Source organism: Marinactinospora endophytica (genome assembly GCF_054780875.1).
This window is the reverse complement of sequence record NZ_BAAGVM010000004.1, coordinates 328489-351335: the sequence shown is the minus strand read 5'-3', so window position 1 is coordinate 351335 and position 22847 is coordinate 328489. Positions and strand designations below refer to the sequence as shown.

Annotated in this window: 16 protein-coding genes; 8 read left to right on the top strand and 8 right to left on the bottom strand. The window is 71.7% G+C overall.

From position 1 onward, the window contains the following. The first annotated feature begins 93 nt into the window (after positions 1-93). On the top strand, positions 94-2229 hold the full coding sequence (locus tag ACYVHU_RS10265) for a glycosyltransferase (protein WP_078761727.1): 2136 nt from the start codon (positions 94-96) through the stop codon (positions 2227-2229). 49 nt (positions 2230-2278) lie between these two features. On the opposite strand, the gene ACYVHU_RS10260 is transcribed toward ACYVHU_RS10265, so the two are convergent. The 3 genes from ACYVHU_RS10260 to ACYVHU_RS10250 all read right to left on the bottom strand — a co-directional run bounded on the left by ACYVHU_RS10260 (position 2279) and on the right by ACYVHU_RS10250 (position 6205). Further along, positions 2279-3724, bottom strand: a complete 1446-nt coding sequence (locus ACYVHU_RS10260) for an LCP family protein (protein ID WP_498948195.1) — start codon at positions 3722-3724, stop codon at positions 2279-2281. 207 nt (positions 3725-3931) lie between these two features. After that, a complete protein-coding gene (locus ACYVHU_RS10255; RefSeq protein ID WP_078761632.1) occupies positions 3932-5380 on the bottom strand; it encodes an LCP family protein in 1449 nt (482 codons plus the stop codon). Positions 5381-5401: 21 nt separating this feature from the next. Next, complete coding sequence (locus ACYVHU_RS10250) at positions 5402-6205, bottom strand: TIGR03089 family protein (protein WP_078761631.1); 804 nt, start codon at positions 6203-6205, stop codon at positions 5402-5404. 158 nt (positions 6206-6363) lie between these two features. Here ACYVHU_RS10250 and ACYVHU_RS10245 point away from each other — a divergent pair, with 158 nt between their 5' ends. Genes ACYVHU_RS10245 through ACYVHU_RS10235 form a run of 3 tightly spaced genes read left to right on the top strand, consistent with a single transcriptional unit; the run spans position 6364 to position 10547 of the window. Then, the gene (locus ACYVHU_RS10245; RefSeq protein WP_078761630.1) at positions 6364-8385 is read left to right on the top strand and encodes a hypothetical protein; all 2022 of its coding nucleotides are present in this window, start codon (positions 6364-6366) and stop codon (positions 8383-8385) included. Between the two features lie 49 nt (positions 8386-8434). Further along, a complete protein-coding gene (locus ACYVHU_RS10240; protein WP_078761629.1) occupies positions 8435-9367 on the top strand; it encodes a glycosyltransferase family 2 protein in 933 nt (310 codons plus the stop codon). Positions 9368-9374: 7 nt separating this feature from the next. Beyond that, the gene (locus tag ACYVHU_RS10235) at positions 9375-10547 is read left to right on the top strand and encodes a glycosyltransferase family 4 protein (RefSeq protein ID WP_078761628.1); all 1173 of its coding nucleotides are present in this window, start codon (positions 9375-9377) and stop codon (positions 10545-10547) included. On the opposite strand, the gene ACYVHU_RS10230 is transcribed toward ACYVHU_RS10235, so the two are convergent. Next, positions 10489-11415 (bottom strand): lysylphosphatidylglycerol synthase domain-containing protein, encoded by a 927-nt coding sequence (locus tag ACYVHU_RS10230; protein ID WP_200813612.1) that lies wholly within the window; start codon positions 11413-11415, stop codon positions 10489-10491. The two genes, ACYVHU_RS10235 and ACYVHU_RS10230, sit on opposite strands and share 59 nt — an antisense overlap. Before the next feature lie 107 nt (positions 11416-11522). Here ACYVHU_RS10230 and ACYVHU_RS10225 point away from each other — a divergent pair, with 107 nt between their 5' ends. The 4 genes from ACYVHU_RS10225 to ACYVHU_RS10210 all read left to right on the top strand — a co-directional run bounded on the left by ACYVHU_RS10225 (position 11523) and on the right by ACYVHU_RS10210 (position 17237). Continuing rightward, positions 11523-12227, top strand: coding sequence for a class I SAM-dependent methyltransferase (locus tag ACYVHU_RS10225; RefSeq protein WP_144390081.1), 705 nt, complete (start codon positions 11523-11525; stop codon positions 12225-12227). Between the two features lie 307 nt (positions 12228-12534). After that, positions 12535-13365: a hypothetical protein gene (locus tag ACYVHU_RS10220; RefSeq protein ID WP_235000925.1), complete on the top strand. Its 831-nt coding sequence runs from the start codon at positions 12535-12537 to the stop codon at positions 13363-13365. Next, positions 13365-14543, top strand: a complete 1179-nt coding sequence (locus ACYVHU_RS10215; protein ID WP_078761626.1) for a glycosyltransferase family 4 protein — start codon at positions 13365-13367, stop codon at positions 14541-14543. The genes ACYVHU_RS10220 and ACYVHU_RS10215 overlap by 1 nt, the downstream gene beginning before the upstream one ends. Positions 14544-14624: 81 nt before the next feature. Further along, complete coding sequence (locus ACYVHU_RS10210) at positions 14625-17237, top strand: bifunctional FO biosynthesis protein CofGH (protein WP_078761625.1); 2613 nt, start codon at positions 14625-14627, stop codon at positions 17235-17237. 21 nt (positions 17238-17258) lie between these two features. Here the strand turns inward: ACYVHU_RS10210 and ACYVHU_RS10205 are convergent, their stop codons facing one another. The 4 genes from ACYVHU_RS10205 to cofD form a co-directional block, all read right to left on the bottom strand. Beyond that, positions 17259-18842 carry a Na+/H+ antiporter gene (locus ACYVHU_RS10205; protein ID WP_078761624.1) on the bottom strand — a complete coding sequence of 528 codons (1584 nt, stop codon included), beginning with the start codon at positions 18840-18842 and terminating at the stop codon, positions 17259-17261. 117 nt (positions 18843-18959) lie between these two features. Continuing rightward, positions 18960-20156 carry a glycosyl hydrolase family 18 protein gene (locus ACYVHU_RS10200; protein ID WP_078761623.1) on the bottom strand — a complete coding sequence of 399 codons (1197 nt, stop codon included), beginning with the start codon at positions 20154-20156 and terminating at the stop codon, positions 18960-18962. 274 nt (positions 20157-20430) lie between these two features. Continuing rightward, positions 20431-21711 carry a coenzyme F420-0:L-glutamate ligase gene (locus ACYVHU_RS10195; protein ID WP_078761622.1) on the bottom strand — a complete coding sequence of 427 codons (1281 nt, stop codon included), beginning with the start codon at positions 21709-21711 and terminating at the stop codon, positions 20431-20433. Further along, positions 21708-22676 carry a 2-phospho-L-lactate transferase gene (cofD, locus tag ACYVHU_RS10190; protein WP_078761621.1) on the bottom strand — a complete coding sequence of 323 codons (969 nt, stop codon included), beginning with the start codon at positions 22674-22676 and terminating at the stop codon, positions 21708-21710. Before cofD ends, ACYVHU_RS10195 begins: the two co-directional genes overlap by 4 nt. Positions 22677-22847: the final 171 nt, after the last annotated feature.

Here is a 22847-nt window from a genome sequence, read left to right as displayed (position 1 = left end):
GTTCTCGAAGGGAAACACGTGACCATTCGCGCACTCGTCTACGGCGACGTCGACCTCAACATCATTGACGGCTCGGCGATCTGGGCGCAGTCGATGACCCAGGCCCTGGCGGCCGCCGGGTGCGAGGTCACCCTGCTGCTGAAGGCCCAGGTGAAGACGGACCGCCTGGTGGCGCCGCTCACCGAGGTGCCCGGCGTGACCCTGCGCCGCCCCTACGAGGAGCGCCTCCTCGCCGACCTCGGGCCGCGCGGTCTCACGCCGGAGCAGGCGGTCTCCCTCATCACCAGGCTCGACGCCGAACGCCGCTTCGACCTCGTCGTCGTGCGCGGTCGCAGGCTGGCCGCCATCGCGGCGCACACCGAGGCGCTGGCCGGCCGGCTGTGGACCTACCTCACCGACGTCCCCCAGACGGTGGCCGACCTCACCTCCACGGCCGTCGCCGAGCTCACCGACATCGCCGTCGCCTCGCGCTTCCTGCTCTGCCAGACCGAGGAGCTGCGCGGCTTCCTGGAGTCGGCGGTCCCGGCCGCCTGCGGCAAGAGCGTGCTGTTCCCGCCCGTCGTGGTCCTGCCGGAGGGGGTCGCCGGTGCGGGAGAGCCGCACACCCCCCTCAAACTCGTCTACACCGGCAAGTTCGCGCCCCGCTGGAACACCCTGGAGATGACGGAGCTGCCGAGCGCGCTGGAGCAGCGCGGCGTCGCGGCCGAGCTCCACATGATCGGCGACAAGATCCACCGCGACTCCCCGGACTGGGCCAAGCGGATGGCCAAGGCCCTGGAGGACACCCCCGGGGTGACCTGGCACGGGGGGCGTCCGCGGGCCGAGGCGCTGAGCCTGTCCGCGGGGTGCGATGTCGGGCTGTCCTGGCGGGACCCGGAGATGGACGCGAGCCTGGAGCTGTCCACGAAGGTGCTGGAGCTCGGCGGGCTCGGCCTCCCGGTCGTGCTCAACCGCACGCCGATGCACGAGGAGCTGCTCGGCGCCGACTACCCGCTCTACGCGGGGGAGGACCTCGACTCCGCGGCCGACGCGATCGCCCTGGCCGCCGACCCCGAGGTCTACCGCTTCGCCGCGCGGCGCTGCGCCCAGGCGTCGGCCCGCTTCACGCTGGAGCGCGCCGCCGAGCGGCTGCGCGGCTACCTGGACCTGGCCTTCCCGCAGGCGCCGGCCGGAACCGATCCGGCCCGCCCCCTGAAGGTCGTCGTCGCGGGCCACGACCTGAAGTTCTTCACCCGTCTGGCCGACCACCTGACCTCCCTGCCCGGGCTGGAGGTCCGCATGGACGAGTGGGAGTCGCTGCGCGCCCACGACCAGTACCGCAGCAAGGAGCTGGCGGCCTGGGCCGACGTGGTCATCTGCGAGTGGTGCGGTCCCAACGCGCTGTTCTACGCCGAGCACAAGCGCCCCGGGCAGCGGCTGCTCGTCCGCCTGCACCGGTTCGAGTTGTACGCGGAGTGGCCGCGCAAGCTCGACATCGACAAGGTCGACGCCATCATCTGCGTGAGCCCCTACTACGCCGACCTCACCAGGGAACGCGCCGGGTGGCCCGCCGACAAGGTGATCGTCCTGCCCAACTGGGTGGACGTCGAGCAGCTCGACCGGCCCAAGCTGCCGGGAGCCGAGTACACGCTGGGCATGATCGGCATCGCGCCGTCACGCAAGCGGCTGGACCGCGGCCTGGACGTACTCGACGAGCTGCGCCGCAGGGACCCGCGTTACACCCTCGCGGTCAAGACCAAGCAGCCCTGGGACTACTGGTGGATCTGGAACCGCACGGAGGAGCGGGACTACTACGAGCGGACCTACCGGCGCATCCAGCGCTCGGAACGGCTCTCCGAGGGCGTGGTCTTCGACCCGTTCGGCCCGGACGTGGCGGTGTGGCTGCGCCGTGTCGGGTTCATGCTGTCCACCAGTGACGACGAGAGTTTCCACCTGGCGCCGGCCGAGTGCGCGGCCTCGGGGGGAGTGCCGTCGGTGCTCGCCTGGCCCGGGGCCGACACGATCTACTCGAAGCGCTGGGTGCACCAGGACACCTCGGCGATGGCCGACGCGATCCACGCCATCGTGTCGGAGGGGCGCTTCGACGCCGCGCGCAGGGCGGCGCAGGCCGAGATCTCCGAGAACTACGCGCTGCGCCGGGTCTGCGCGATGTGGACCGACCTCATCGTGTCCGGGACCGTGCCCCGGCCACTGGACCTGGACCGTTTCGCGCCGCTCACCGCGCAGTAGCCCGGGTCCGGGGCCGGCGACGCGTTCCGCGCGTCGCCGGCCCCGTCCGTCATCCGCAGGCGTTCTGCTTCGCGGTGGCGTCGACCGCCTCGACCGAGGAGGGCAGCGCCGCGGTGTCCTCGCCCCCGGGGCCGTGCTGGTCGCCGGCGAGGACGAGTCGCACGGTCGTGCCGATCCCCGGGAGCTCTTCGACCGTGGCGTCGGGCAGGGCCTCGGCGACGGCCTGGGCGTGGGATCGCAGACCGGTGTCGTGATAGACCGTGGTCCGCTCGGGCGGTGCGCCCTCGGGGTTGCCGGTCCCGGCGATGACGAACCCCTCGGCCTGCAACGTGGCGGCGATCTCGGCGGCCAGGCCGGAGACGTCGGTCCCGTTGTGGACCGTGACGGAGACCTCGGCGGGAGCGGCGGGGGCGACGTCCGCTTCGGCGGGTTCCGGCTCCTCTTCCTTCTCCTCCTCGTCCTTCTCGGGCGCGTCGGTGTCCAACCCGGTGTCGCTCGCGATGGCCTGGAAGAGCTGGGAGGCGTCCGGCTCACGCCAGGCGATGCGGTTGGGATCGTCGGGGGCCTGCCCGTTGGGCACGGTGACGAACTTGATGTTGCCCAGATCGACCTCGCGCATGGTGATGGCGATGTCGGCCATGCTGTCCACCGTGAACTCGTCGTCGGTGGTGATGGATTCGGTGACGGAGCCGAGGAAGTCGTAGAGGGTGGTGGGGCTGGACAGGGTGTCGCCGCTGGTGACCTTGCGCAGCATGGCGCCCATGAATTCTTGTTGGCGTTCGATGCGGCCGAGGTCGCTGCCGTCGCCTTGGGCGTAGCGGGAGCGGACGTAGGCGAGGGATTGTTCGCCGTTGAGGGTCTGCTGGCCGGCCTTGAGGTCGAGTTTGGCTTTCTCGTCTTTGAGGTCGGTGGGGATGCACATGTCGACGCCGCCGAGGGAGTCGACCATGCCCTTGAAGCCGGTGAAGTCGACGCTGACGAAGTGGTCGATGTGCACGCCGGTGAGTTCCTGAACGGTCTTCCACAGGCATTGGACGCCGCCGTTGTTCATCGCCTCGCCGATCATCGCCCGATGCGCGGCCTGGCCGGGCTTGGTCTCGGTGGCGGGGCAATCCGGCAGGTCCACGAGTGAGTCGCGGGGAAGGTTGACCAGTGTGGCGCTTCCCCGTGAAGGGGACAGGTGGGCGATGACGAGGGTGTCGGGGCGTTCGCCTTCGGCCGTGCCGTAGTTGGCGTTGTCGCCCGTGCGCACATCGGAGCCGATGACCATGATGTTGACCACGCCCTCGACCTTGGCCGGGCTGTCGCCGAGCGCGTCGCGGTCGATGTTCTCCTGGCTGATGTTGCCGTAGATGTCGTAGTAGGCGCCGTAAGCGGTCAGGCTGCCGCCGATCACCATGGCCGTGGTGGCCACGGCCACCCAGCCGCCAGAGGTGAGGGAACGGCCGACGCTACGCCGTCTGGACGCCCGGGCGGGGGAACGTTTTCTGGACATGGGAAACCCAACGGTCAGTGGAGGGGATGGCCGTGGAGACCCGAGCCGGGGGAGTTCGGATGACCCTAAAAGTCCCGTGGGGTTGTCCGTAACAGCCATGAGTGACCCTAGCCCACGGGGAGGATCCTTGTACGTATTTTGATGACAAAGACCCCGAACCGTACCGGTTCGGGGTCTTTGTCGTTAAGAGGGGGAATGGCGGGAGGATCAACCGCAGGCGTTGGCCGGCTTCTCCGCGGTCGTCCCCTTCGCCGACTCGGGCAGCTCCCCGGAGCTCGCGCCCTTCACGCCGTTCCAGTCGCCGGCCAGCACGAGCTGCACGGTCGTGCCGAGCGCCGGGTTCTCCGTGATGGTGGCGGTCTGCAGGGCGTCGGCGAGGGTCTGGGCGTGGGCCTCCTGACCGGTCCCGTAGTAGACCGTGGTCTGCTCCGGCACGGCGTCCATCGGGTTGCCGGTCCCGACCACCTGGAAGCCCTCCGCGCCCAACGCGGTGGCGACCTCGCTGGCCAGGCCGGACACCCCGGTGCCGTTGACGACCTCGACCGCCACCTGCGACGGCTCGACGGCGGGAGCGGACTCCTCGGGCTCCTCCTCCTTCTTGGCGGAACCGCCGGAGGACTCCTCCTCGCCACCGGACAGGTCGGCGTCCTCGGCGATGGCCTGGAAGAGCTGGGAGGCGTCCGGCTCGGTCCAGGCGATCCGGTTCGGGTCCTGCGGCGCCGGGCCGTTGGGCACCGTGATGAAGCGGATGTTGCTCATGTCGGCCTCACGCATGGCGATGGCGATGTCGGCCATGGTGTCCACGGTCAACCCGTCGTCGGTGGTGATGGAATTGGTGACGGAGCCGAGGAAGTCGTAGAGGGTGGTGGGGCTGGAGAGGATGTCGCCGCTGGTGACCTTGCGCAGCATGGCGCCCATGAATTCTTGTTGGCGTTCGATGCGGCCGAGGTCGCTGCCGTCGCCTTGGGCGTAGCGGGAGCGGACGTAGGCGAGGGATTGTTCGCCGTTGAGGGTCTGCTGGCCGGCCTTGAGGTCGAGTTTGGCTTTCTCGTCTTTGAGGTCGGTGGGGATGCACATGTCGACGCCGCCGAGGGAGTCGACCATGCCCTTGAAGCCGGTGAAGTCGACGCTGACGAAGTGGTCGATGTGCACCCCGGTGAGCTGCTCCACCGTCTTCCACAGACACTGGACGCCGCCGTTGTTCATCGCCTCGCCGATCATGCCGGTGTGGGCCGACTGGCCGGGCTTGGTCTCGGTGGCGGGGCAATCCGGCAGCGCGACGAGCGAGTCGCGGGGGAGGTTGACCAGCGTCGCCCCGTTGCGCTCGGGCGACAGGTGGGCGATGACGAGGGTGTCGGGGCGTTCGCCTTCGGCCGTGCCGTAGTTGGCGTTGTCGCCCGTGCGCACATCGGAGCCGATGACCATGATGTTCACGGCGCCATCGACCTTGGTGGGGCGATCCCCGAAGGCATCGGTGTCGATGTTCTCCTGGCTGATGTTGCCGTAGATGTCGTAGTAGGCGCCGTAAGCGGTCAGGCTGCTGCCGATCACCATGGCCGTGGTGGCCACGGCCACCCAGCCGCCAGAGGTCAGCCTGCGGCGCACGGCGCCGCGGGCCCTGGTGGCCCTACGCGAGGAGGAACGGTTTCTGGGCATCGCGCACCAAAGGGATAGGCGTCAGTTCAACGACTTGAGGGCGCCCATGGGGGAGGAGGGGGCGGGCCGAGCGCCGGTGATGGCCGTAGCGCGCTCCATGGCAAGCCGTGCTTGCAGGGTAGCCGAATCGATATCAGAGGTCAGAATCAGCGCCGCGGAACCCCCGATCACTCCCAGGAAACGGGACAGGTCATGTCCCAGAACGCCGAGCGAGCCGGCGGGGGGAGTGACGAGCGCCACTCTGTCGGCGGCCGACAGCCCCCATTCCACGGCGTGCCGCTCGGCCACCTCCACGAGCTCCGCGCCGGTGTAGGCACGGTCGCCCTCGAAGGCGACCGCCGAGGGATCCACCGGCGCCGGCGCGACGAAGCGATCCCCGTGGCCCCGGACCTCGACCCCGTAGTCGACCACGGCGGCAGGGCACTGCGCGAGGGGGAGGCCGAGCGGGTGCAGCGAGGCGCCCACGACCTCACGCGCGCCGGAGTCCAGGGCCGCCGTCAACCGGTCGGCGTCGGCGACCACGACCTCGCCCTCCGGCAGGACCGCGCCGTCCGCGGCCACCGCCGTCACCCCGGCGGACCAGCAGGCGAGCAACCACACCAGGCTCTGCCAGTGGGCGGGAAGGGCCAGCACGACCCGCTCGCCCGGCTGCGCGCCGAGCCCGTCGACGATCAGGTTGGCGGTCTTGGCCACCCAGTTGTCGAACGTCGCGTGGGACAGCTCCACCCGACCACCGGTCGCGTCATCGTAGGCGGTGACGAACGGCCGCGCCGGGTCCACGGCCAGGGAGGAATGCCACAGGTCCACAGGGGTTCGCGCTGACACGGCTGTTTCCTCACGGGTCGGTCGGAGTCGAGGACTTCGACATGTTACTCGCCGGTCCACGCCGCGGGACCGGGGAACGCCCCGCGAACGTCACCGGCCGTACCCGCCTCACTCCGCTTCACGTTGCGCATACACGTAGAGCTGGCATCGTTACCCCCATGGGCACGACCCCCGGACGCGTCCTCGCCCGCGTCACCGCAGTCCCCGTCCTCGCGCTCTCGGCATGGCTGATCGTCGCGTTCCCGCTCCTGCTCGTCGGGACGTTCACACCGCTGGCGGGGGTCCTCCTCGGCGTTCCGGCGGTCCTCGCGGCGGTGCTGTTCGTCCCGCGCCTGCTGCCCGACATCGAGGACGCCCCCTGGTGGCCGGTCGTCGCGGTGCTCGTGGTCAGCGTGGCCTTCGCGGTCGTGCAGCTCGCCTACCACTCCGAACAGCTCGTCATCCGGCGCGATCCCGCCTCCTACGCCCAGTTCACGATCTGGATCGCCCAGCACGGCTCCCTGCCGATCCCCCAGCACGAGGAGCTCATCGCCGGGGACGACCCCGCCCTCTCCTACGACAGCCTCGCCTACTACGAGGTGGGCGACGTCATCTGGCCCCAGTTCCTCGCCGGGACACCGCTCCTGCTGTCCATCGGCTACTGGATCGCCGGAGTGGAGGGGATGGTCCTGGTCCCGCCGATCCTCGGCGCGCTGGGCATCCTGTCCTTCGCGGGGCTGGCCGCGCGGCTGATCGGCGCGCGCTGGGCGCCCCTCGCCGCGCTGGTGCTCGCGATCAGCCTGCCGCAGCAGTGGGTCTCCCGCTCCACCTACAGCGAACCGGCCGCGCAGATCCTGCTCATCGGCGCACTTCTGCTGGCCGTCGACGCGCTGGCGTGGCGGGTGCCCGCGCGTGGCCGTCCGGGGGCTCCCCACGCGCTCGCCTTCGCCGCGGGCCTGGCCTTCGGGCTGGGGCTGGTGGTGCGCATCGACGCGCTGCGCGACATCCTCCCGGTGGTCGGCTTCCTCGGGCTGCTGTTGGTCGCCCGACGGGGGCAGGCCGTCCCGATGCTGGTGGGCCTGCTCCTCGGGCTCGGCTACGGTTTCACCGCCGGATACGGGCTGTCACGGCCCTACCTGGACTACCTGTCGGACTCGTTGCACCCGCTGCTCGCCCTCGGCGCGGGCGTCGTGGCGCTCACCGCGGCCGCGACCGCGATCCTGTGGCGCCACGGGATACCGCGGACGGACCGCCCGGCCTGGCTGCCCACGGCGGTCGCCGCGGTCTCGGTGCTGATCATGGCGGGATTCGCGCTACGGCCGCTCATCCGGGTGGAGTACGGCCACGGCGACGCCGCGACCGGCTACTACATCGGTCAGGTCCAGCAGATCGAGGGGCTGCCCATCGATCCCGACCGCACCTACGAGGAGATGAGCCTGTACTGGGTCGGCTGGTACGTCGGCCTGGGGGCGGTGGCGATGGCGACGGCCGGTGTGGCGCTGCTGCTGAACCGGATCCTGCGCCGGCGCGCGGGCGCCTGGGTGCTGCCGTTGATGGTCCTGTCCTGGTCGGTCGTCACCACGCTCCTGCGCCCCGCGATCACCCCCGACCACCCGTGGGCCGCGCGGCGGCTGGTGGTGCTGGTCATCCCGGCGTTCGTGCTCTTCGCGGTCTGGTTCGCCGCCTGGGCGGTGCGCCGGTTGCGCGGGGCCTCCCCGGCCGGGGGCACGACGTCGTGGTACACGGCTCCGGTGGCGGCGCTGGGCGTGTTCGCGCTGCTGGTCCCCACCACGATCACCGCCGCCGGCGTCATGGGGTACCGGACCGACGTCGGGTCGATCCAGGCCGCGCGGGACCTGTGCGAGGACATCCCCGACGACGGCAGCGTCATCGTGGTCGACGGCGGCACCATGAGCAACTTCGGTCAGCTCATCCGCGGCATGTGCGGGGTCCCGACCGCCCACCTGGAACAGCCCACGCCCGCCGAGGTCGAACGGGTCACGGCCGAGGTGCGGGAACGGGAGCGCGTCCCCGTCCTCGCCGGAGGCGAGGCCGAGCAGGTCGTCCCCTACCTCCCGCCCGGGGTTCCGGCCACACAGCCCTTCAACGTCAACACCGAGCAGGACATGAGCACGCTCATGCGTCCTCCGGACGGGGCGTGGCGGTTCGTCGGCAACGTGTGGCTGGCCGTCCTCCCGTGAACACGCTCGGTGCCGCGGTGGCGGCCCCGTCGCTATCCTGGAGCCCACCGTGAGCGAATTGTCCCAAGAACATCACAGGCCCCCCGGCGCGGACGCGCCCCGTGTCACGATCGTCCTCCCCTGCTACAACGAGCAGGACCACGTGGTCGCCGAGGTCGAGCGGATCTGCGCGGCCATGGACCGCGCCGGATACGGCTATGAGCTCCTGGCGATCGACGACGCCTCGACCGACGCGACGCTGGCGCGGCTGCGCGAGGCGGCACCCCGCTTCCCCCACATGCGGATCGTCGCCTTCGGGCACAACGGGGGGTCGGGCACCGTGCGGCGCATCGGCACCCAGCGCGCCCGCGGGGAGATCGTGGTGTGGACCGACGCCGACATGACCTATCCGAACGAGCGCATCCCCGAACTCGTCGCGATCTTGGACGCCGACCCCGGCATCGACCAGGTGGTCGGCGCGCGCAGTCAGGAGATGGGGACGCACCGGTTCCTGCGGATCCCCGCCAAGTGGCTCATCCGCAAGATCGCCGAACGCCTCACCAACACCCGCATCCCCGACCTCAACTCCGGGTTGCGCGCGTTCCGCCGCGAGGTGTCACTGCCCTACCTGCGGCTCCTCCCGCCGGGGTTCTCCTGCGTCACCACGATCACGCTGGCCTTCCTGTCCAACCAGCACGGTGTGCACTACGTGCCGATCGACTACGCCAAGCGCGCCGGCCACTCCAAGTTCCACTTCGTCCGCGACGCCTACCGCTACATCCTCCAGGTGCTGCGGATGGTGATGTACTTCAACCCGCTCAAGGTGTTGATGCCGCCCGCGCTGTGGCTGCTCGGCATCGGGATGGCCAAGGGCGTCTACGACGTCGTCAGCGACCCGATCTACATCCGCAACAACACGATCATGCTGGTGTTGACCGGGTTGATGATCGCCTCGATGGCCCTCCTGGCCGACCTGATCGTGCGCTCGCGCAACGGGACCTGAGGAACGCATGAGGATCGTGCTGGTCGGCCCCGCGCACCCCTACAAGGGAGGCGGCGCCCGCCATACCACGGAGCTGGCGCACCGGCTCGCGGCCGCGGGCCACGAGGTCGTCGTGGAGTCCTGGCACGCCCAGTACCCGGCGCTGTTGTATCCGGGCGCGCAGCGGGTCGAGGAGGCCGAGGGGGTTCCCTATCCGGCCACCCGTCACCGGCTCGCCTGGTACCGGCCGGACGGTTGGTGGGCCACCGGCCGGCGGTCGGGGCGCGCCGCCGACCTCGTCGTCGTGACCCTGTTCTCACCGGTCCAGGTCGTGCCCTACCTCGTCCTCCTGGCCGGGGTGGGCGACAGGGCGGCGACGGTGGCGCTGTGCCACAACGTGCTGCCGCACGAGCGTGGACGTGTGGACGCCCCCCTGGTCCGCGCGCTGTTGCGCCGGGTGGACGCGGTGCTGGTCCACTCCGCCGAACAGGCCCGGCTGGCGCGCCATCTCGCGGGGAGGCGGGCCGAGGTGCGCGTGGCCGGCCTGCCGCCGCACCTCCCCGGGACAGGTGGTGGGGGGAACGGCGCGGGGGAGGGCGACACCGGGGCGCGGGGCCGTCTGCTCTTCCTCGGCATCGTCCGGCCCTACAAGGGGGTGGACGTCCTGCTGCGGGCGCTGGCCGCGGGGCCGCCCGGCATCGCGCTGACCGTCGCGGGGGAGTTCTGGGGCGGCTCGGAGGGGTTGCGCCGGCTCGCCGCCGACCTCGGGGTCGCCGACCGGGTCGAGTTCCGCGAGGGCTACGTCCCGGTGGGGGAACTGCCGGCCCTGTTCGCCGCGGCCGACGCCCTCGTGCTGCCCTACCGGACGGCCACGGCGTCGCAGAACGTGTGGCTGGCCCACGAGCACGGGCTCCCCGTCATCGCCACGCGCGCCGGGACACTGCCCGACCACGTCCGCGACGGCGTGGACGGGGTGCTGTGCGACCCGGACGACGTCGGCGACCTGACGCGCGCGCTGCGGGCGTTCTACGCGCCGGGCGAGCCCGCCCGGTTGCGCTCGGGGGTCCGGCCGGTCGAACCCGCCCCCTACTGGGAGCGTTACCTGGCGGCGCTGCTCGGCCGACCGGGCTCGGCGCGGCCGGTCAGCGGGGGGCGGGACGGGCCACCGCCATGGCCAACCCCGCCCACAGCAGGTCGGTGAGCGTCATCACCAGCCGTGACAGCGCCGCCACGACCAGGGCGGGCCCCGGTTCGAGCACCGGTGCCAAAGCGGCCACGAGCACGACCTCGCGCACCCCGAACCCGGCCGGGGCGATGACCACGACGACCCCCAGTGTCCACGCCAGCGCGTAGGCGCCGGTGGCCACGGGAAACGCCGAGACGCCCGCGCCGCCCACCCCGTCCACCAGCAGCCAGACGTGCAGTCCCAGGGGCAGCCAGGCCAGCAGCGACCAGCCCACCGCGGTCGCCATGCCGGCCCCGCTCACCCGCTCCGCCTCCTCCCGCCGCGCGGCCGGCTCGCGACGCAGCGACCGGGGGACGGCCCGCAGGAGCCAGGTCACCACGCGCGGGTGCAGCGCCACGAGGAGGAGGGGGGCGCAGGCCAGCGCCCACCACCAGCGGCGGGCGGCCTCCTCGGCGGCGAACGGCAGCGTCAGCGCCGCCACCACCAGGTTCACCGTCAACGTCACCACCACGGCGAGCAGGGTCGCGAAGGCGCCGCGCCGGCGTCCCACCTCGTGGTCGCGGGCGAGTTCCACCTGCGCGGCGAAGGCCCACACCGACCCCGGCAGGTACTTGCCGAGCTGACCCACGAACATCACCCGCGCCGCGACGCCCACGGACAGTGGAGAGCCGAGATCGGCCAGCAGCGCGCGCCAGGCCAGCATCTGCGCCCCCAGTCCGGCCAGCGCGGCCGCCAGCGACCCGGCGACCACCCACGGGGAGAGCACGGCCAGCGCCGCGCGCGCCTGGTCCCAGCGGTCGTACAGCGTGTAACCGGCGCAGCACAGGACGACCAGGACGATCGCGGCGCGGATCCTGCGGTCGGCGCGCAGACGGCTGAACACCACGCCAGACTAGGGCCGTCCGGCTCCCCACGCCGCCGCCAGCCCGTCCCACGGCGGCGTTCGCGCCGTGGCCGGGGCGATCGCCCGGGGGATCTAGAGTGAGTCCCGTGCGCCTGCCTGATGTCGTGGCCTTCGCCGGTCACCAGATCCACGTCTGCCGTTACCGCGAGGCCGGGACCCTGCTGCGCTGGCTCGGTCGCGACCTGCGGGGCCAGGTCGTGCTCGACGTGGCCGGAGGGGACGGCTACTGGGCGGCCCAGGCGCGGCGGCGCGGGGCCCGGGCCGTGTCCCTCGACCTCGCCCGCCACAAGATGCTGCGGGGCCGGCGGCTGCGATCGGCCCCCGCGCTCGTCGAGGGGGACGCGCTGCGGCTGCCGATGCGCGACGAGTCGGTGGACAAGGTGATGTCCATCTGCGCCATCGAGCACTTCGACGACGGCCCGGCCGCGTTGCGCGAGATGGCGAGGGTGCTGCGGCCCGGCGGCGAGCTGGTGATGTCGGCCGACTGCCTGTCCCGCCGTGACCGGTGGCCCGGGCTGTTCGAGGCGCACCGCCGGCGCTACCACGTGCAGCGCACCTACACCCACGACAGCCTCGCCCGCATCCTGGACGAGTGCGGCCTGGACGTGCGCGAACACACCTACCAGTTCCGCGGCGCCCTCGCCGAGCGGGGGTATCTGACCCTGTCGGCCCGAGGTGGCCGGTTCGGGTTCAACGTCGCGGCGCCGCTCATCCCCCTGGTCGCGCTGGGGGACCGCCGCGCCCCCGACACGCGGGGCAGTATCGTGCTGGTGCGCGCCCGCAAACGTTGACCTCGAAGATCGGTCTGCGGCGCGCCGCGGGCGAGTCGCGCCGGACGCGTCCGGGAGGGGAGCGCGGTGGGGTGTCGTACCCGTCGCCTGGAGTGACGGGACGCCTTTTCTTAACTACCCTTTAACCGGGTGGTCGTATGGTGCGTGCTCACCAGGGGAACCGTGGCCGTTCCGACGAATGGGACGACGCCCGCCCCTGACCTTTCGAGGACCGTCCCGCTCACGGCCCAGTCCACTTGACGCCTTGGTGCGCCCGGCCGTGACACCGCGGTCCGCTGCGCGCCCATGGGCATGGCATGGGGGAACAGTGCAAACAGTGGTGAACCGGATCGACCCGGAGGACGTGCTCGACTTGCGTCTTCGCGCGGCGGACGGGCGTCCTTCGGACATCAGCCGCGCGCGCCTGGCGCTGCGTCTGCTGGGGGAGGAGCCCGAGACCGTCGAGGTCGGGGAACTGCCGGTCGACAACGGCCGGATCCGCGCCGACCTGGGCGGGATCGAGCTGCGCGACGGCACCTGGGAGGTGCTGTGGATCGATCCGGACGGCGCCGAGGTCCCGGTGCGGACCTCCGATCCCGGGTTCAGCCTCGCCGAGCGCGAGGCCTACATCGCCCGTCCGCGCGAGCGCGACCTGCGGGTCCTTCGATCTCCCGACGGGCGGCTTCGGGTGCGCGCCGCGGCGGTGAAGCCGCACGCCGAAGTCCAGTGGGTCGACGTCGAGGCGACCGAGGTGCGCCTGGCCGGCGTGCTCGCCTACGCCGCGCTGGGCGAGGGACGCCACGAGGCCCGGCTGGTCGCCCGGCAACGGGGCCTGTCGGGGGTGAGCGAGATCCCCACCGAGGTGGAGGGTGCGGCCTTCGACGTCCGGATGGCGCTGGAGCCCCTGGTCGAGGCGCACGACTTCGCGCGCAAGCACAACGAGTGGGATCTGTGGCTGGCCGTCCCCGCCCTGGACGCCGAGCTGCGCCTGGCCTCGCACGCCGACGACGTGGTCGGCAAGAAGAACCGGGTGAGGTTTCCCCGGACCCTGCTCGACAAGGGGGAGCGCAAGGTGGCGATCCGCCCCTACTACACGATCTACGACGGCCTCTCCCTGCTGGCCAAGGACGGCGGCACGGCCTCGGAAGGAGACCGCTGATGAAGATCGCCCTGATCATCGCCAACGGGTACGGCATGGGCGGCACCATCCGCACCGTGTTCAACATCGCGGGCGGTCTGTCCACCCGCCACGAGGTCGAGATCGTCAGCCTCGTCCAGCACCGCACCACCCCCTTCTTCGACCTGCCCGAAGGGGTTCCCATCCGGGCGCTGGCCCCCACCCCCGGGTGGACCGACCGTCCGCGTCAGGGGCTGATCGACCGTTGGCGGGAGTCCCGCCCCTGCCCCACGGTGGCCAAGACCGAGGCCGAGAAGAACGGCGCCTTCAACGCTCGCACCTCCCACGAACTGCGCAAGTTCCTGCGCACCACGGACGCCGACGTCGTCGTCGGCACCCGGCCGGGCGTCAACATGCTGTTGGCCAGGTGGGCGCCGCCCCGGCTGGTCACGATCGGCCAGGAGCACGTCCACCTCGACAACCACAAGGAGGACGTGCGCCGGGCGATCCAGCGGCTCTATCCCCGCCTCGACGGTCTGACCGTGCTCACCGAGGCCGACAAACGCGCCTACGAGGACTTCCTCCCGGTCAGCCCCGGCTGGCTCACCACGATGCCCAACGCGCTGCCCCCGGGCGAGTACCCGCGTTCCACGCTGGACAACCCCATCATCGCGGCGGCCGGCCGGCTCACCCCGATCAAGCAGTACCCCAAGCTGATCGACGCCTTCGCGATCGTCGCCCGCGAGCACCCCGAGTGGCGGCTGCGGATCTACGGGGGCGGGGGCAAGGAGTCCGCCCTCAAGTCCAAGATCGCCAAGATGGGCCTGCACAACCAGGTGATGATCATGGGCCGCACCAAGGACCTGACCGGCGAGCTCGCCAAGGCGTCGATCCTGGCCGTCAGCTCCAAGGCCGAGGGGTTCGGCATGACCATCATCGAGGGTTTCGCGGTGGGGGTGCCGGCGGTCAGCTTCGACTGCCCGCACGGTCCGCGCGAGATCATCACCCATGAGCGTGACGGTCTGCTGGTGCCGCACCAGGACGTGGACGCCCTCGCCCAGTCGCTGCTGCGGCTGGTCCGCGACCGGGAGGAGCGCAAGCGGATGGGCGAGGAGGCGCTGAAGTCGGCCGCCCGTTACGACCTGTCCCTGGTCACCGAGCGCTGGGAGTCCTTCCTGGACGAGCGGATCGCGGCCAAGCGCGCCCGTACGGCGGCCTGACCCCGCCGCGGACCGACCGACAGGCGGCCCTGCCACGGGCGGTGACCCCGGGCAGGGCTACCTGCGCGTATCGTGCCGCCTATGAGTGGTGCTACGAACCAGAACACCGAGAAGGCCCCGTCCCCCTCGGCGCTACGGCGGGCCCTGGCCCGCGCCCGTGACGGCAAGACGCTGGACGTCGGCGAGGCCGAGGTCCTGTTGCACGCGCGCGGCGAGCAGCTGGAGGCGCTGCTGGAGTACGCCGGCCGGGTGCGTGACGCGGGCCTGGAAGCGGCCGGACGTCCTGGTGTCGTCACCTACAGTCGCAAGGTCTTCATCCCGCTGACCCGGTTGTGCCGTGACCGCTGCCACTACTGCACCTTCGCGACCGTCCCGGGCCGGCTCCCGGCCCCCTACCTCACCCCCGACGAGGTGCTGGACATCGCCCGCAAGGGCGCCGAGATGGGATGCAAGGAGGCCCTGTTCACGCTGGGCGACCGGCCCGAGGACCGTTGGGAGCAGGCCCGGCGCTGGTTGGACGAGCAGGGGTATGACGACACCCTCTCCTACGTCCGCGCCATGGCGATCCTGGTCCTGGAGGAGACCGGCCTGCTGCCCCACCTCAACCCGGGGGTGCTGGGCTGGTCCGACCTCCAGCGGCTCAAGCCGGTCGCGCCCTCCATGGGGATGATGCTGGAGACGACGTCGCGGCGGCTGTTCACCGAACGGGGCGGCCCCCACTACGGCAGCCCCGACAAGGACCCTGCGGTCCGCCTGCGGGTGCTGGAGGACGCCGGGCGGAGCAACGTGCCCTTCACCACGGGCATCCTCATCGGCATCGGCGAAACCGTCGCCGAACGGGCCGAGTCGATCTTCGCGATGCGCGCGGTCGCCCGGGAGTACGGAGGCATCCAGGAAGTCATCGTGCAGAACTTCCGCGCCAAGCCCGACACGGCGATGATGCACCGCCCCGACGCCGAACTCGCCGAGCTGGCCGCCACGATCGCGGTGACCCGGCTGGTGATGGGGCCCACGGCGCGGGTGCAGGCGCCGCCCAACCTCATCGGCGACGAATACGCGCTGATGCTGCGCGCCGGCATCGACGACTGGGGCGGCGTCTCCCCGCTGACGCCCGACCACGTCAACCCGGAACGCCCCTGGCCGCAGATCGAGGAGCTGGCCGCGCAGACCGCGCGCTCGGGGTTCGCGCTGCGCGAGCGCCTCACGATCTACCCGGAGTACGTGCTGCGCGGCGAACCCTGGTTGGATCCGAGGCTGGTCCCGCACGTCACCGCCCTCGCGGATCCGGCCACCGGGCTGGCCCGCGAGGACGTCACCGTGCAGGGCCGGCCCTGGCAGGCGCCCGAGGCCGCGCTGGGCGGGTCGGGCCGTACCGACCTGCACGTCGGCATCGACGCCGAGGGGCGGACCGACGACCGCCGCGGCGACTTCGACGAGGTCTACGGCGACTGGTCGCTGCTGCGCGAGCGGGCCGAGCTCTCCGGTGCCGCGGCGCCGCGGCGCTTCGACCCCGAGGTGCGCGCGGCGCTGGCCGCGGCCGAACGGGATCCCGCCGGCCTCGACGACGACCAGGCGCTCGCCCTGCTGCACGCCGACGGTCCGGAGCTGGAGGAACTGGCGCGGCTCGCCGACGCCGTGCGCCGCGACGCGGTGGGCGACGACGTGACCTTCGTGGTCACCCGCAACATCAACTTCACCAACGTCTGCTACACCGGTTGCCGGTTCTGCGCGTTCGCCCAGCGCCGCACCGACGCCGACGCCTACACCCTGTCGGTGGCCCAGGTCGCCGACCGCGCCGCCGAGGCGTGGGAGGCCGGCGCCACCGAGGTGTGCATGCAGGGGGGAATCCACCCGGACCTGCCGGGCGAGGCGTACTTCGACATCGCCCGGGCGGTCAAGGAACGTGTTCCGCGGATGCACGTCCACGCCTTCAGCCCCATGGAGGTGGTCAACGGAGCGGCCCGCACCGACCTCCCGGTCCGCGAGTGGCTGGTCAGGGCGCGCGAGGCCGGGCTGGACTCGATCCCCGGGACGGCGGCCGAGATCCTCGACGACGAGGTCCGATGGGTGCTGACCAAGGGCAAGCTGCCGGCGGCCCAATGGGTCGAGGTCATCAGCACCGCCCACGACCTGGGGATTCCGACGACCTCGACGATGATGTACGGGCACGTGGACTCCCCGCGGCACTGGGTGGCCCACATCAAGCTGATCCGCTCGCTCCAGCAGCGGGCGGTCGAACGCAACGGCCGCCCCGGTTTCACGGAGTTCGTGCTCCTGCCGTTCGTGCACACCAACGCGCCGATCTACCTGGCGGGCCTGGCCCGGACCGGGCCGACGGTGCGCGAGAACCGCGCGGTGCACGCGCTGGCGCGGCTGCTGCTGCACGGTCACATCGACAACATCCAGTGCTCCTGGGTCAAGCTGGCCGAGGACACCTGCCGTCTGCTGCTCGCGGGAGGCGTCAACGACGTCGGCGGGACGCTGATGGAGGAGACGATCAGCCGCATGGCCGGTTCCGACAACGGCTCGTTCAAGACGATCAGCGACATCCGGGCGCTGGTCGAGCCGACGGGGCGGCCGTTGCGCCAGCGGACGACGCTGTACGGGGAGGTGGCGCCGGAGCGTCGCGCGGTCGCCGAGGCGCATGACGGTGTCGCCGAGAGCCTGCGCCGCACCCGGCTCCCCCTGGCCTGAGGTCCGGTCGCCGGCCGGAGGTCAGGGCTCCGGCCGGTGCGGCTCTTGGACGTCGAGCTCGTGCCGCAGGGACTGGAACACCTCGTGACCGATCCCGCCCCTGCGGTACAGGCGGCCCAGTGCCGCCCGCTGGGCCCGGATGATCTCGTGTCGCAGGAACACCGTGTCCTTGAGGTCGCGTCGCGCGCCGTGGTCGCGGCCGTCAGTGTCCACCAGGGCCTCGGAGTGGGCCACGCGCAGCTCGTGCACCCGCCGGTAGGTCTCGGCGGTCCGCTCGTCGACCTGCTCGTCGGCGAGCAGGTCGTCGATGCGGGCCAGTGCCGCGCGCCCCATGGCGGCCTCGGCCAGGGCGATCTCGTGCCGTACCCGGTCCTCGGCCGTCACACCGAGCCGGCGGAGCAGGAGCGGCAGGGTCGTCCCCTGGCCGACCAGGGTGGCCAGCACGACCACGGCGGCCAGGAAGATCAGCAGGTTGCGGTCGGTGAAGGGGGCCCCGCCGACGGTCAGCGGCAGCGACAGGGCGATGGCCAGCGAGATCGCGCCGCGCATCCCGCTCCAGCCGACGACGAGCCGGTGGGGCAGCGGGCCGGGGTCGAGCCGGAGTCCGCCCGGCAGCCGGCGCATCACCGGCGGGACGAACACCTCCCACAGGAGACGGACCACCACCGCGGCGACGATGACCGCCAGCGAGGTGGTCACCAGCTCGGCCGGCGGCAGTCCGGCGACGTGGGCGATCACCTCGTGCAGTTGCAGCCCGAGCAGGACGAACAGCACCGACTCCAGCAGCATGACGAGCCCCTGCCACACGGTCCGCCCGGTCACCCGGACACGTGGGGGCAGGATGCCCTCGCCGCGGGTGCCCAGGTAGAAGCCCGCGGTCACGGCGGCCAGCACGCCGGAGAAGCCCACCAGCTCGGCCGGGACGTAGGCGACGAACGGGGTCACCAGCGAGACGACGAGTTGGACGTTGTCGTCGTCCATCCGCCGGCGCGCCCGGGTGACGACGAGCGCCACGACCAGCCCGTAGGCGACGCCGCCGAGGACGACGCGCACCAGCTCCAGCAGGCCGTCGGCGGGGGTGAGGTGGGTGGTCATGGCAGTCACCGCGAGGCCGAACAACGTCAGCGCCACACCGTCGTTGATGAGGCTCTCGCCCTCCAGCACGGTGACCACCCGTCGTGGCGCGCCGACCCGCTTGAGCACGGAGGAGGCGGCGACCGCGTCGGTGGGCGCGACGGCCGCGCCGAGCGCGATCGCCGCGGGCCAACCGGTCGCGGGCAGCGTGTAGTAGGTGGCCGCGGCCACCGCCAGCGCGGTGACCAGGGTCGCGCCGACCGCGAGGGCGATGATCGGCCGGGCCTCGGCGCGCATTTCACGGGGGGAGGAGAAGAACGCCGCGTTGTAGATCAGCGGGGGGAGGAAGACCAGCAGCACGACCTCGGGCGAGATGTGGACCTCGCGCATACCGGGCAGGAAACTCACCGCGAAACCCAGCGCCACCAGGACGACCGCGTCCGGTAGCCGCAGCAGGGGGGCGACCAGCCGTCCCGCGAGGACGGTCAGCACGATGATGAGCCCGGCCAGGATGTAGGCGTCGTCGGTCACGTGTGCCCCCTCCGTGTCGTCGCCTCTCACTGTGGCACGCACGGGGTGGAGCGGCGGGGCGACACCACACGACCGTGGCCGCCCCCAGGTCGGGGACGGCCACGGGGAGGGGACGGGTCAGCAGGGACCGAGGTCCTGCCACACGCCCCAGGCGGCGGAGGAGGGCGTCTCGCCCTGGGTCCACCAGCGCGCCTGGTAGAGGCGGCCGTTGTAGGTCACCTGGTCACCGCCGGTGTAGACGGCGCTGGCGCTCCAGGCCGGGGCGGCGCAGTCGCCCGGGGTGGGTTCGGGCGTCGGCTCGGGGGTGGGGGTGGGCGTGGTTCCGCCACCGCTGCCCAGCCGGGCACCGATCGTGTTGGCGAAGGCGTAGTTGTTGGTGGCGTCCCAGTTGATCGACCACGTCATGATCCCCCCGATGGGGCCATAGGCCCGGGAGGGGGTGAAGGAACCGCAGCTGGTCCGCGTCTCCAGGCAGTCCAGGGCGCGGATGACGTCGGAGGGGGGCATGTAGCCGCCGCCGGCGGCGGAACGGACGGCCGGGACGCCCAGGCCGACCTGGTCGGGACGCAGCCCCATTTCGAGTTGGATGCAGGCCAGGGCGGCGACGAAGTCCGGGGTGCCCTGGCTGTAGACCCGCTGGTCGCAGCCGAGCATCGAACCCGAGTTGTAGTACTGCATGTTGACGATGGTGAGGATGTCGGAGATGTTGCGGGCGAGCTGGTAGTAGGGCATCGTCGTCGCCTGGAAGTCGATGGTCTGGGGGGCCATCGTGATGATGAGGTCGGATCCGGCCCGACCGGCCAGGTCGCGTAGCGCCTGTTCCATGTACTGCGCGTTGATGCCGTGCTCAAGGTCGATGTCCACACCGTCGAACCCGTACTCGACCATGAGGTCGTAGGTGGTTCGGGCGAAGTTGGCGGCCTCGGTGGCGTTGGCGACGCTGACGTGCCCGCGCTCACCGCCCACCGAGATGATCACCTTGCGGCCCTGGGCCTGGATGGCGGCGATGTCGTTCTTGAACTGCTGTTCGGTGTAGCCGCCGAGTTCGGAGGAGGCGAGGTTGAACGTGATGCCGCCGGGGGTGCCGGCGAGGTTGTCGGCGAAGGCGACCGCGACGAGGTTGTAGGCGTCGGGAACCTGGTTGAGGCGTAGCACGGTGGAGCCGTTGTTGAAGTTGTGCCAGTAACCGGTGAGCCACTGGCCGGAGGCCGAGGTCGTGGCGGGCTCGGGGGCGGGCGGGTCCTCTGCGTGCGCGGAGGTGGCGGCGAGGGTGATGCCGCCGACGGTGATGAGAGCGGAGGCGATCGCCGCCATTACGGAGCGTAGTGGTCTGAGGTTCACGGAGGCTCCTGACGCTGGGGGAGATACGACGGGGCGGCCCGGGCGGGCGTCGGCGGGGCGGGGTGCCCTGCTCGGCCCGTCCGGTTTCTGCTGTGCGGGGTGTCGCCGACCGGTCGCCTATTTAATTGGAAACAAAGTTAAGAGATCGGTTCGCGGCGGTCAATAAACCGGAAAGATTCTTTTCGATAAAAGCGGGGGCGGGGTGGGCCGGCACCGGCCCACCCCGCCCCCGCGCCGAACGAAGACCTCAGCGCACCTCGATGAACGCCGCCGGATCCCGGGGAGGGCGTTCCTTCGGCGCCGCGGCGGCGTGCCCGACCGCCACCGCCCCCATCGGCTGCCACTCCCGCGGCAGTTCCAGCACCTCGCGCACCACGTCGGGACAGAACAGCGTGGACGAGACCCAGGCCGAGCCCAGGCCCTCCATCGTCAGCCCCACGAGCAGGTTCTGCACCCCCGCGCCCATCGCGACCAGGAACATCGAACGCTCCGCGCCGGCCCGGCGCTCGTCCGGATAGGCGTGCGCGCCATCGGCCACCAGGCACGGGACGATCAGATAGGGGGCCTTGCGCAGCACGTCACCCCGGCGCGTACGCCGGGCCACGGCCTTCTCGTCGAAGCCGTCACCGCGCAGGTCGGCCACCCAGGCTTCCAACATCGCGTCGAGCAGCCGCTTGCGCGTCCGGGCGGACTCCACCAGGACGAACCGCCACGGGGTCGTGTGATGGGGGGCGGGGGCGGTGAGGGCCGCGGCCACCGCGCGCCGCACGGCCTGCGGATCGACCGGTTCCCCGGTGAACTCGCGCACCGTTCGCCGGGCGGCCACCACGTCACGCGAACCGTAACGGAACAGGTCGGCGTCGGCGGGACGGATCAACGCCCGCGCGCCGGCCCCGTCCTCCGCGGTCACCAGGTGGCCGAGCCCGCGGACGACGGCCACGGGCACACCGGCCGTCTTGCCCTTGACCAGCTCGCCCGCCGCCGCGATCTCGTCGGCGACGGCGCTGACCGTCACCTCCAATACGTTGCCGTGGGAGTCGGTGTGTCCGCGCAGGTCCTCCAGGACATCGATCCCGGCCGCACCGAGCGCGATGTCGGTCTGCCCGTTGCGCCAGGGGCGACCGAAGGTGTCGCTGACGATGACGGCGAGGTTCACCCCCGACCGCGCGCGCAGTCCGGCCCGTAGAGCGCGCGCCGAGGCGTCGGGGTCCTCGGGCAGCAGCAGCACGGTCCCCGGGGGCACGTTGGAGGAGTCGACACCGGCGGCCGCCATCACGAAGCCCTGCCGGTTCTGCACGATCCGGGTGCGCCCGCGCCGCGCCACCACGCGCACGGTCTCGGCGTCGATCGCCTCGTCGCGGTCCATGTGGCGCAGCCGGCCCTCGGCCTTGCTGACGACCTTGGACGTGACGACCACGACGTCCCCCTCGTGGAGGTCGACCGCGTCGGCGATCAACGCGGCGAGGTCGTCCCCGGCCCCGATCTCGGGCAGGCCGGTCACACCGTGGACGGAGATCGAGGTGGTCATGCGCGCTCCTTGAGTTCGAGTGCCAGGTCGACGGCGGCCCGCGCGATCGCCTCGGTCGCGGCGGGATCGCTCATGTACAGCGGACGGGAACGCACGTCGATGCCTTCGACCCGGGTGCCCGCGTCGGCGTCGTCCACCAGCCAGCCGTCGAGCAGCTCGGCGCCGTAGTGCTCGGCGACGGCGCGCGCGCTCGTCTCCACCCCGATCGCGCTCAGGCAGGCGTCGGCCATGCCCCGCACCGGCGCGTCGCCGATGATCGGGGAGACCCCGACCACGGTCTTGGCGGCGACCGCGTCGCGGATGCCGGGGACGGCCAGGATCGTGCCGACACTGACCACCGGGTTGGACGGGGGGAAGAGGACGAAGTCGGCCGCCTCGATGGCCTCCAGCACGCCCGGGGCCGGCGTCGCCTTCTCGACCCCGACGGGCAGGATCGCCTCGGCGGGCAGGGCGGCCCGGTGGCGCACCCACCACTCCTGGAAGTGGATGGCCCGGCGTCCCTCGTCGTCGCAGACCACCACGTGGGTCTCGACCCGCTCGTCGGTCATCGGGATCAACCGGACGCCGGGCCGCCAACGGTCGCACAGCGCCTCGGTGACCGCCGAGAGCGGGTAGCCGGCGGACAACATTTGGGTCCGCACGATGTGGGTGGCGACGTCACGGTCTCCCAGACCGAACCATTGCGGCTGCATTCCGTAAGCGGCCAGCTCAGAACGGACGCTGAACGTCTCCTCCGCGCGTCCCCACCCCTGTTCCTCGTTGATTCCGCCCCCGAGCGTGTACATCACGGTGTCCAGATCCGGACAGATCTTGAGGCCGAAAAGGGTGATGTCGTCACCGGTGTTGCCGATGACGGTGATCTCCGGATCGCTCCCGTCGGTCCCCTCCCCGGACCCGAGCACAGATTTCAGGCCGCGCAGGAACCGCGCCCCTCCGATACCACCAGCCAGCACGACTATCCGCATGGGATCAAGTCTGGCAGGGTGGGATCATGGACGCGCCGTGTCCCTGGGGGGAGCCGGCGGCGTGGGTCGGAGGCGCCGCAGCGGTGGGGGACACCGATCACCGCCGGCCCGGTCCCCGCACGCTTCCGGCATGGTGGCCGAAACCGTGCTCCCGCCGTCGGTGACGCGCGG

Coding starts and splice junctions, on each gene's coding strand:
- ACYVHU_RS10265 (WP_078761727.1), top strand. CDS start 94: ATGACCCAGGCCCTGGCGGCCGCCGGGTGCGAGGTCACCCTGCTGCTG.
- ACYVHU_RS10260 (WP_498948195.1), bottom strand. CDS start 3,724: ATGTCCAGAAAACGTTCCCCCGCCCGGGCGTCCAGACGGCGTAGCGTC.
- ACYVHU_RS10255 (WP_078761632.1), bottom strand. CDS start 5,380: ATGCCCAGAAACCGTTCCTCCTCGCGTAGGGCCACCAGGGCCCGCGGC.
- ACYVHU_RS10245 (WP_078761630.1), top strand. CDS start 6,364: ATGGGCACGACCCCCGGACGCGTCCTCGCCCGCGTCACCGCAGTCCCC.
- ACYVHU_RS10235 (WP_078761628.1), top strand. CDS start 9,375: ATGAGGATCGTGCTGGTCGGCCCCGCGCACCCCTACAAGGGAGGCGGC.
- ACYVHU_RS10215 (WP_078761626.1), top strand. CDS start 13,365: ATGAAGATCGCCCTGATCATCGCCAACGGGTACGGCATGGGCGGCACC.
- ACYVHU_RS10210 (WP_078761625.1), top strand. CDS start 14,625: ATGAGTGGTGCTACGAACCAGAACACCGAGAAGGCCCCGTCCCCCTCG.
- ACYVHU_RS10200 (WP_078761623.1), bottom strand. CDS start 20,156: ATGGCGGCGATCGCCTCCGCTCTCATCACCGTCGGCGGCATCACCCTC.
- ACYVHU_RS10195 (WP_078761622.1), bottom strand. CDS start 21,711: ATGACCACCTCGATCTCCGTCCACGGTGTGACCGGCCTGCCCGAGATC.
- cofD (WP_078761621.1), bottom strand. CDS start 22,676: ATGCGGATAGTCGTGCTGGCTGGTGGTATCGGAGGGGCGCGGTTCCTG.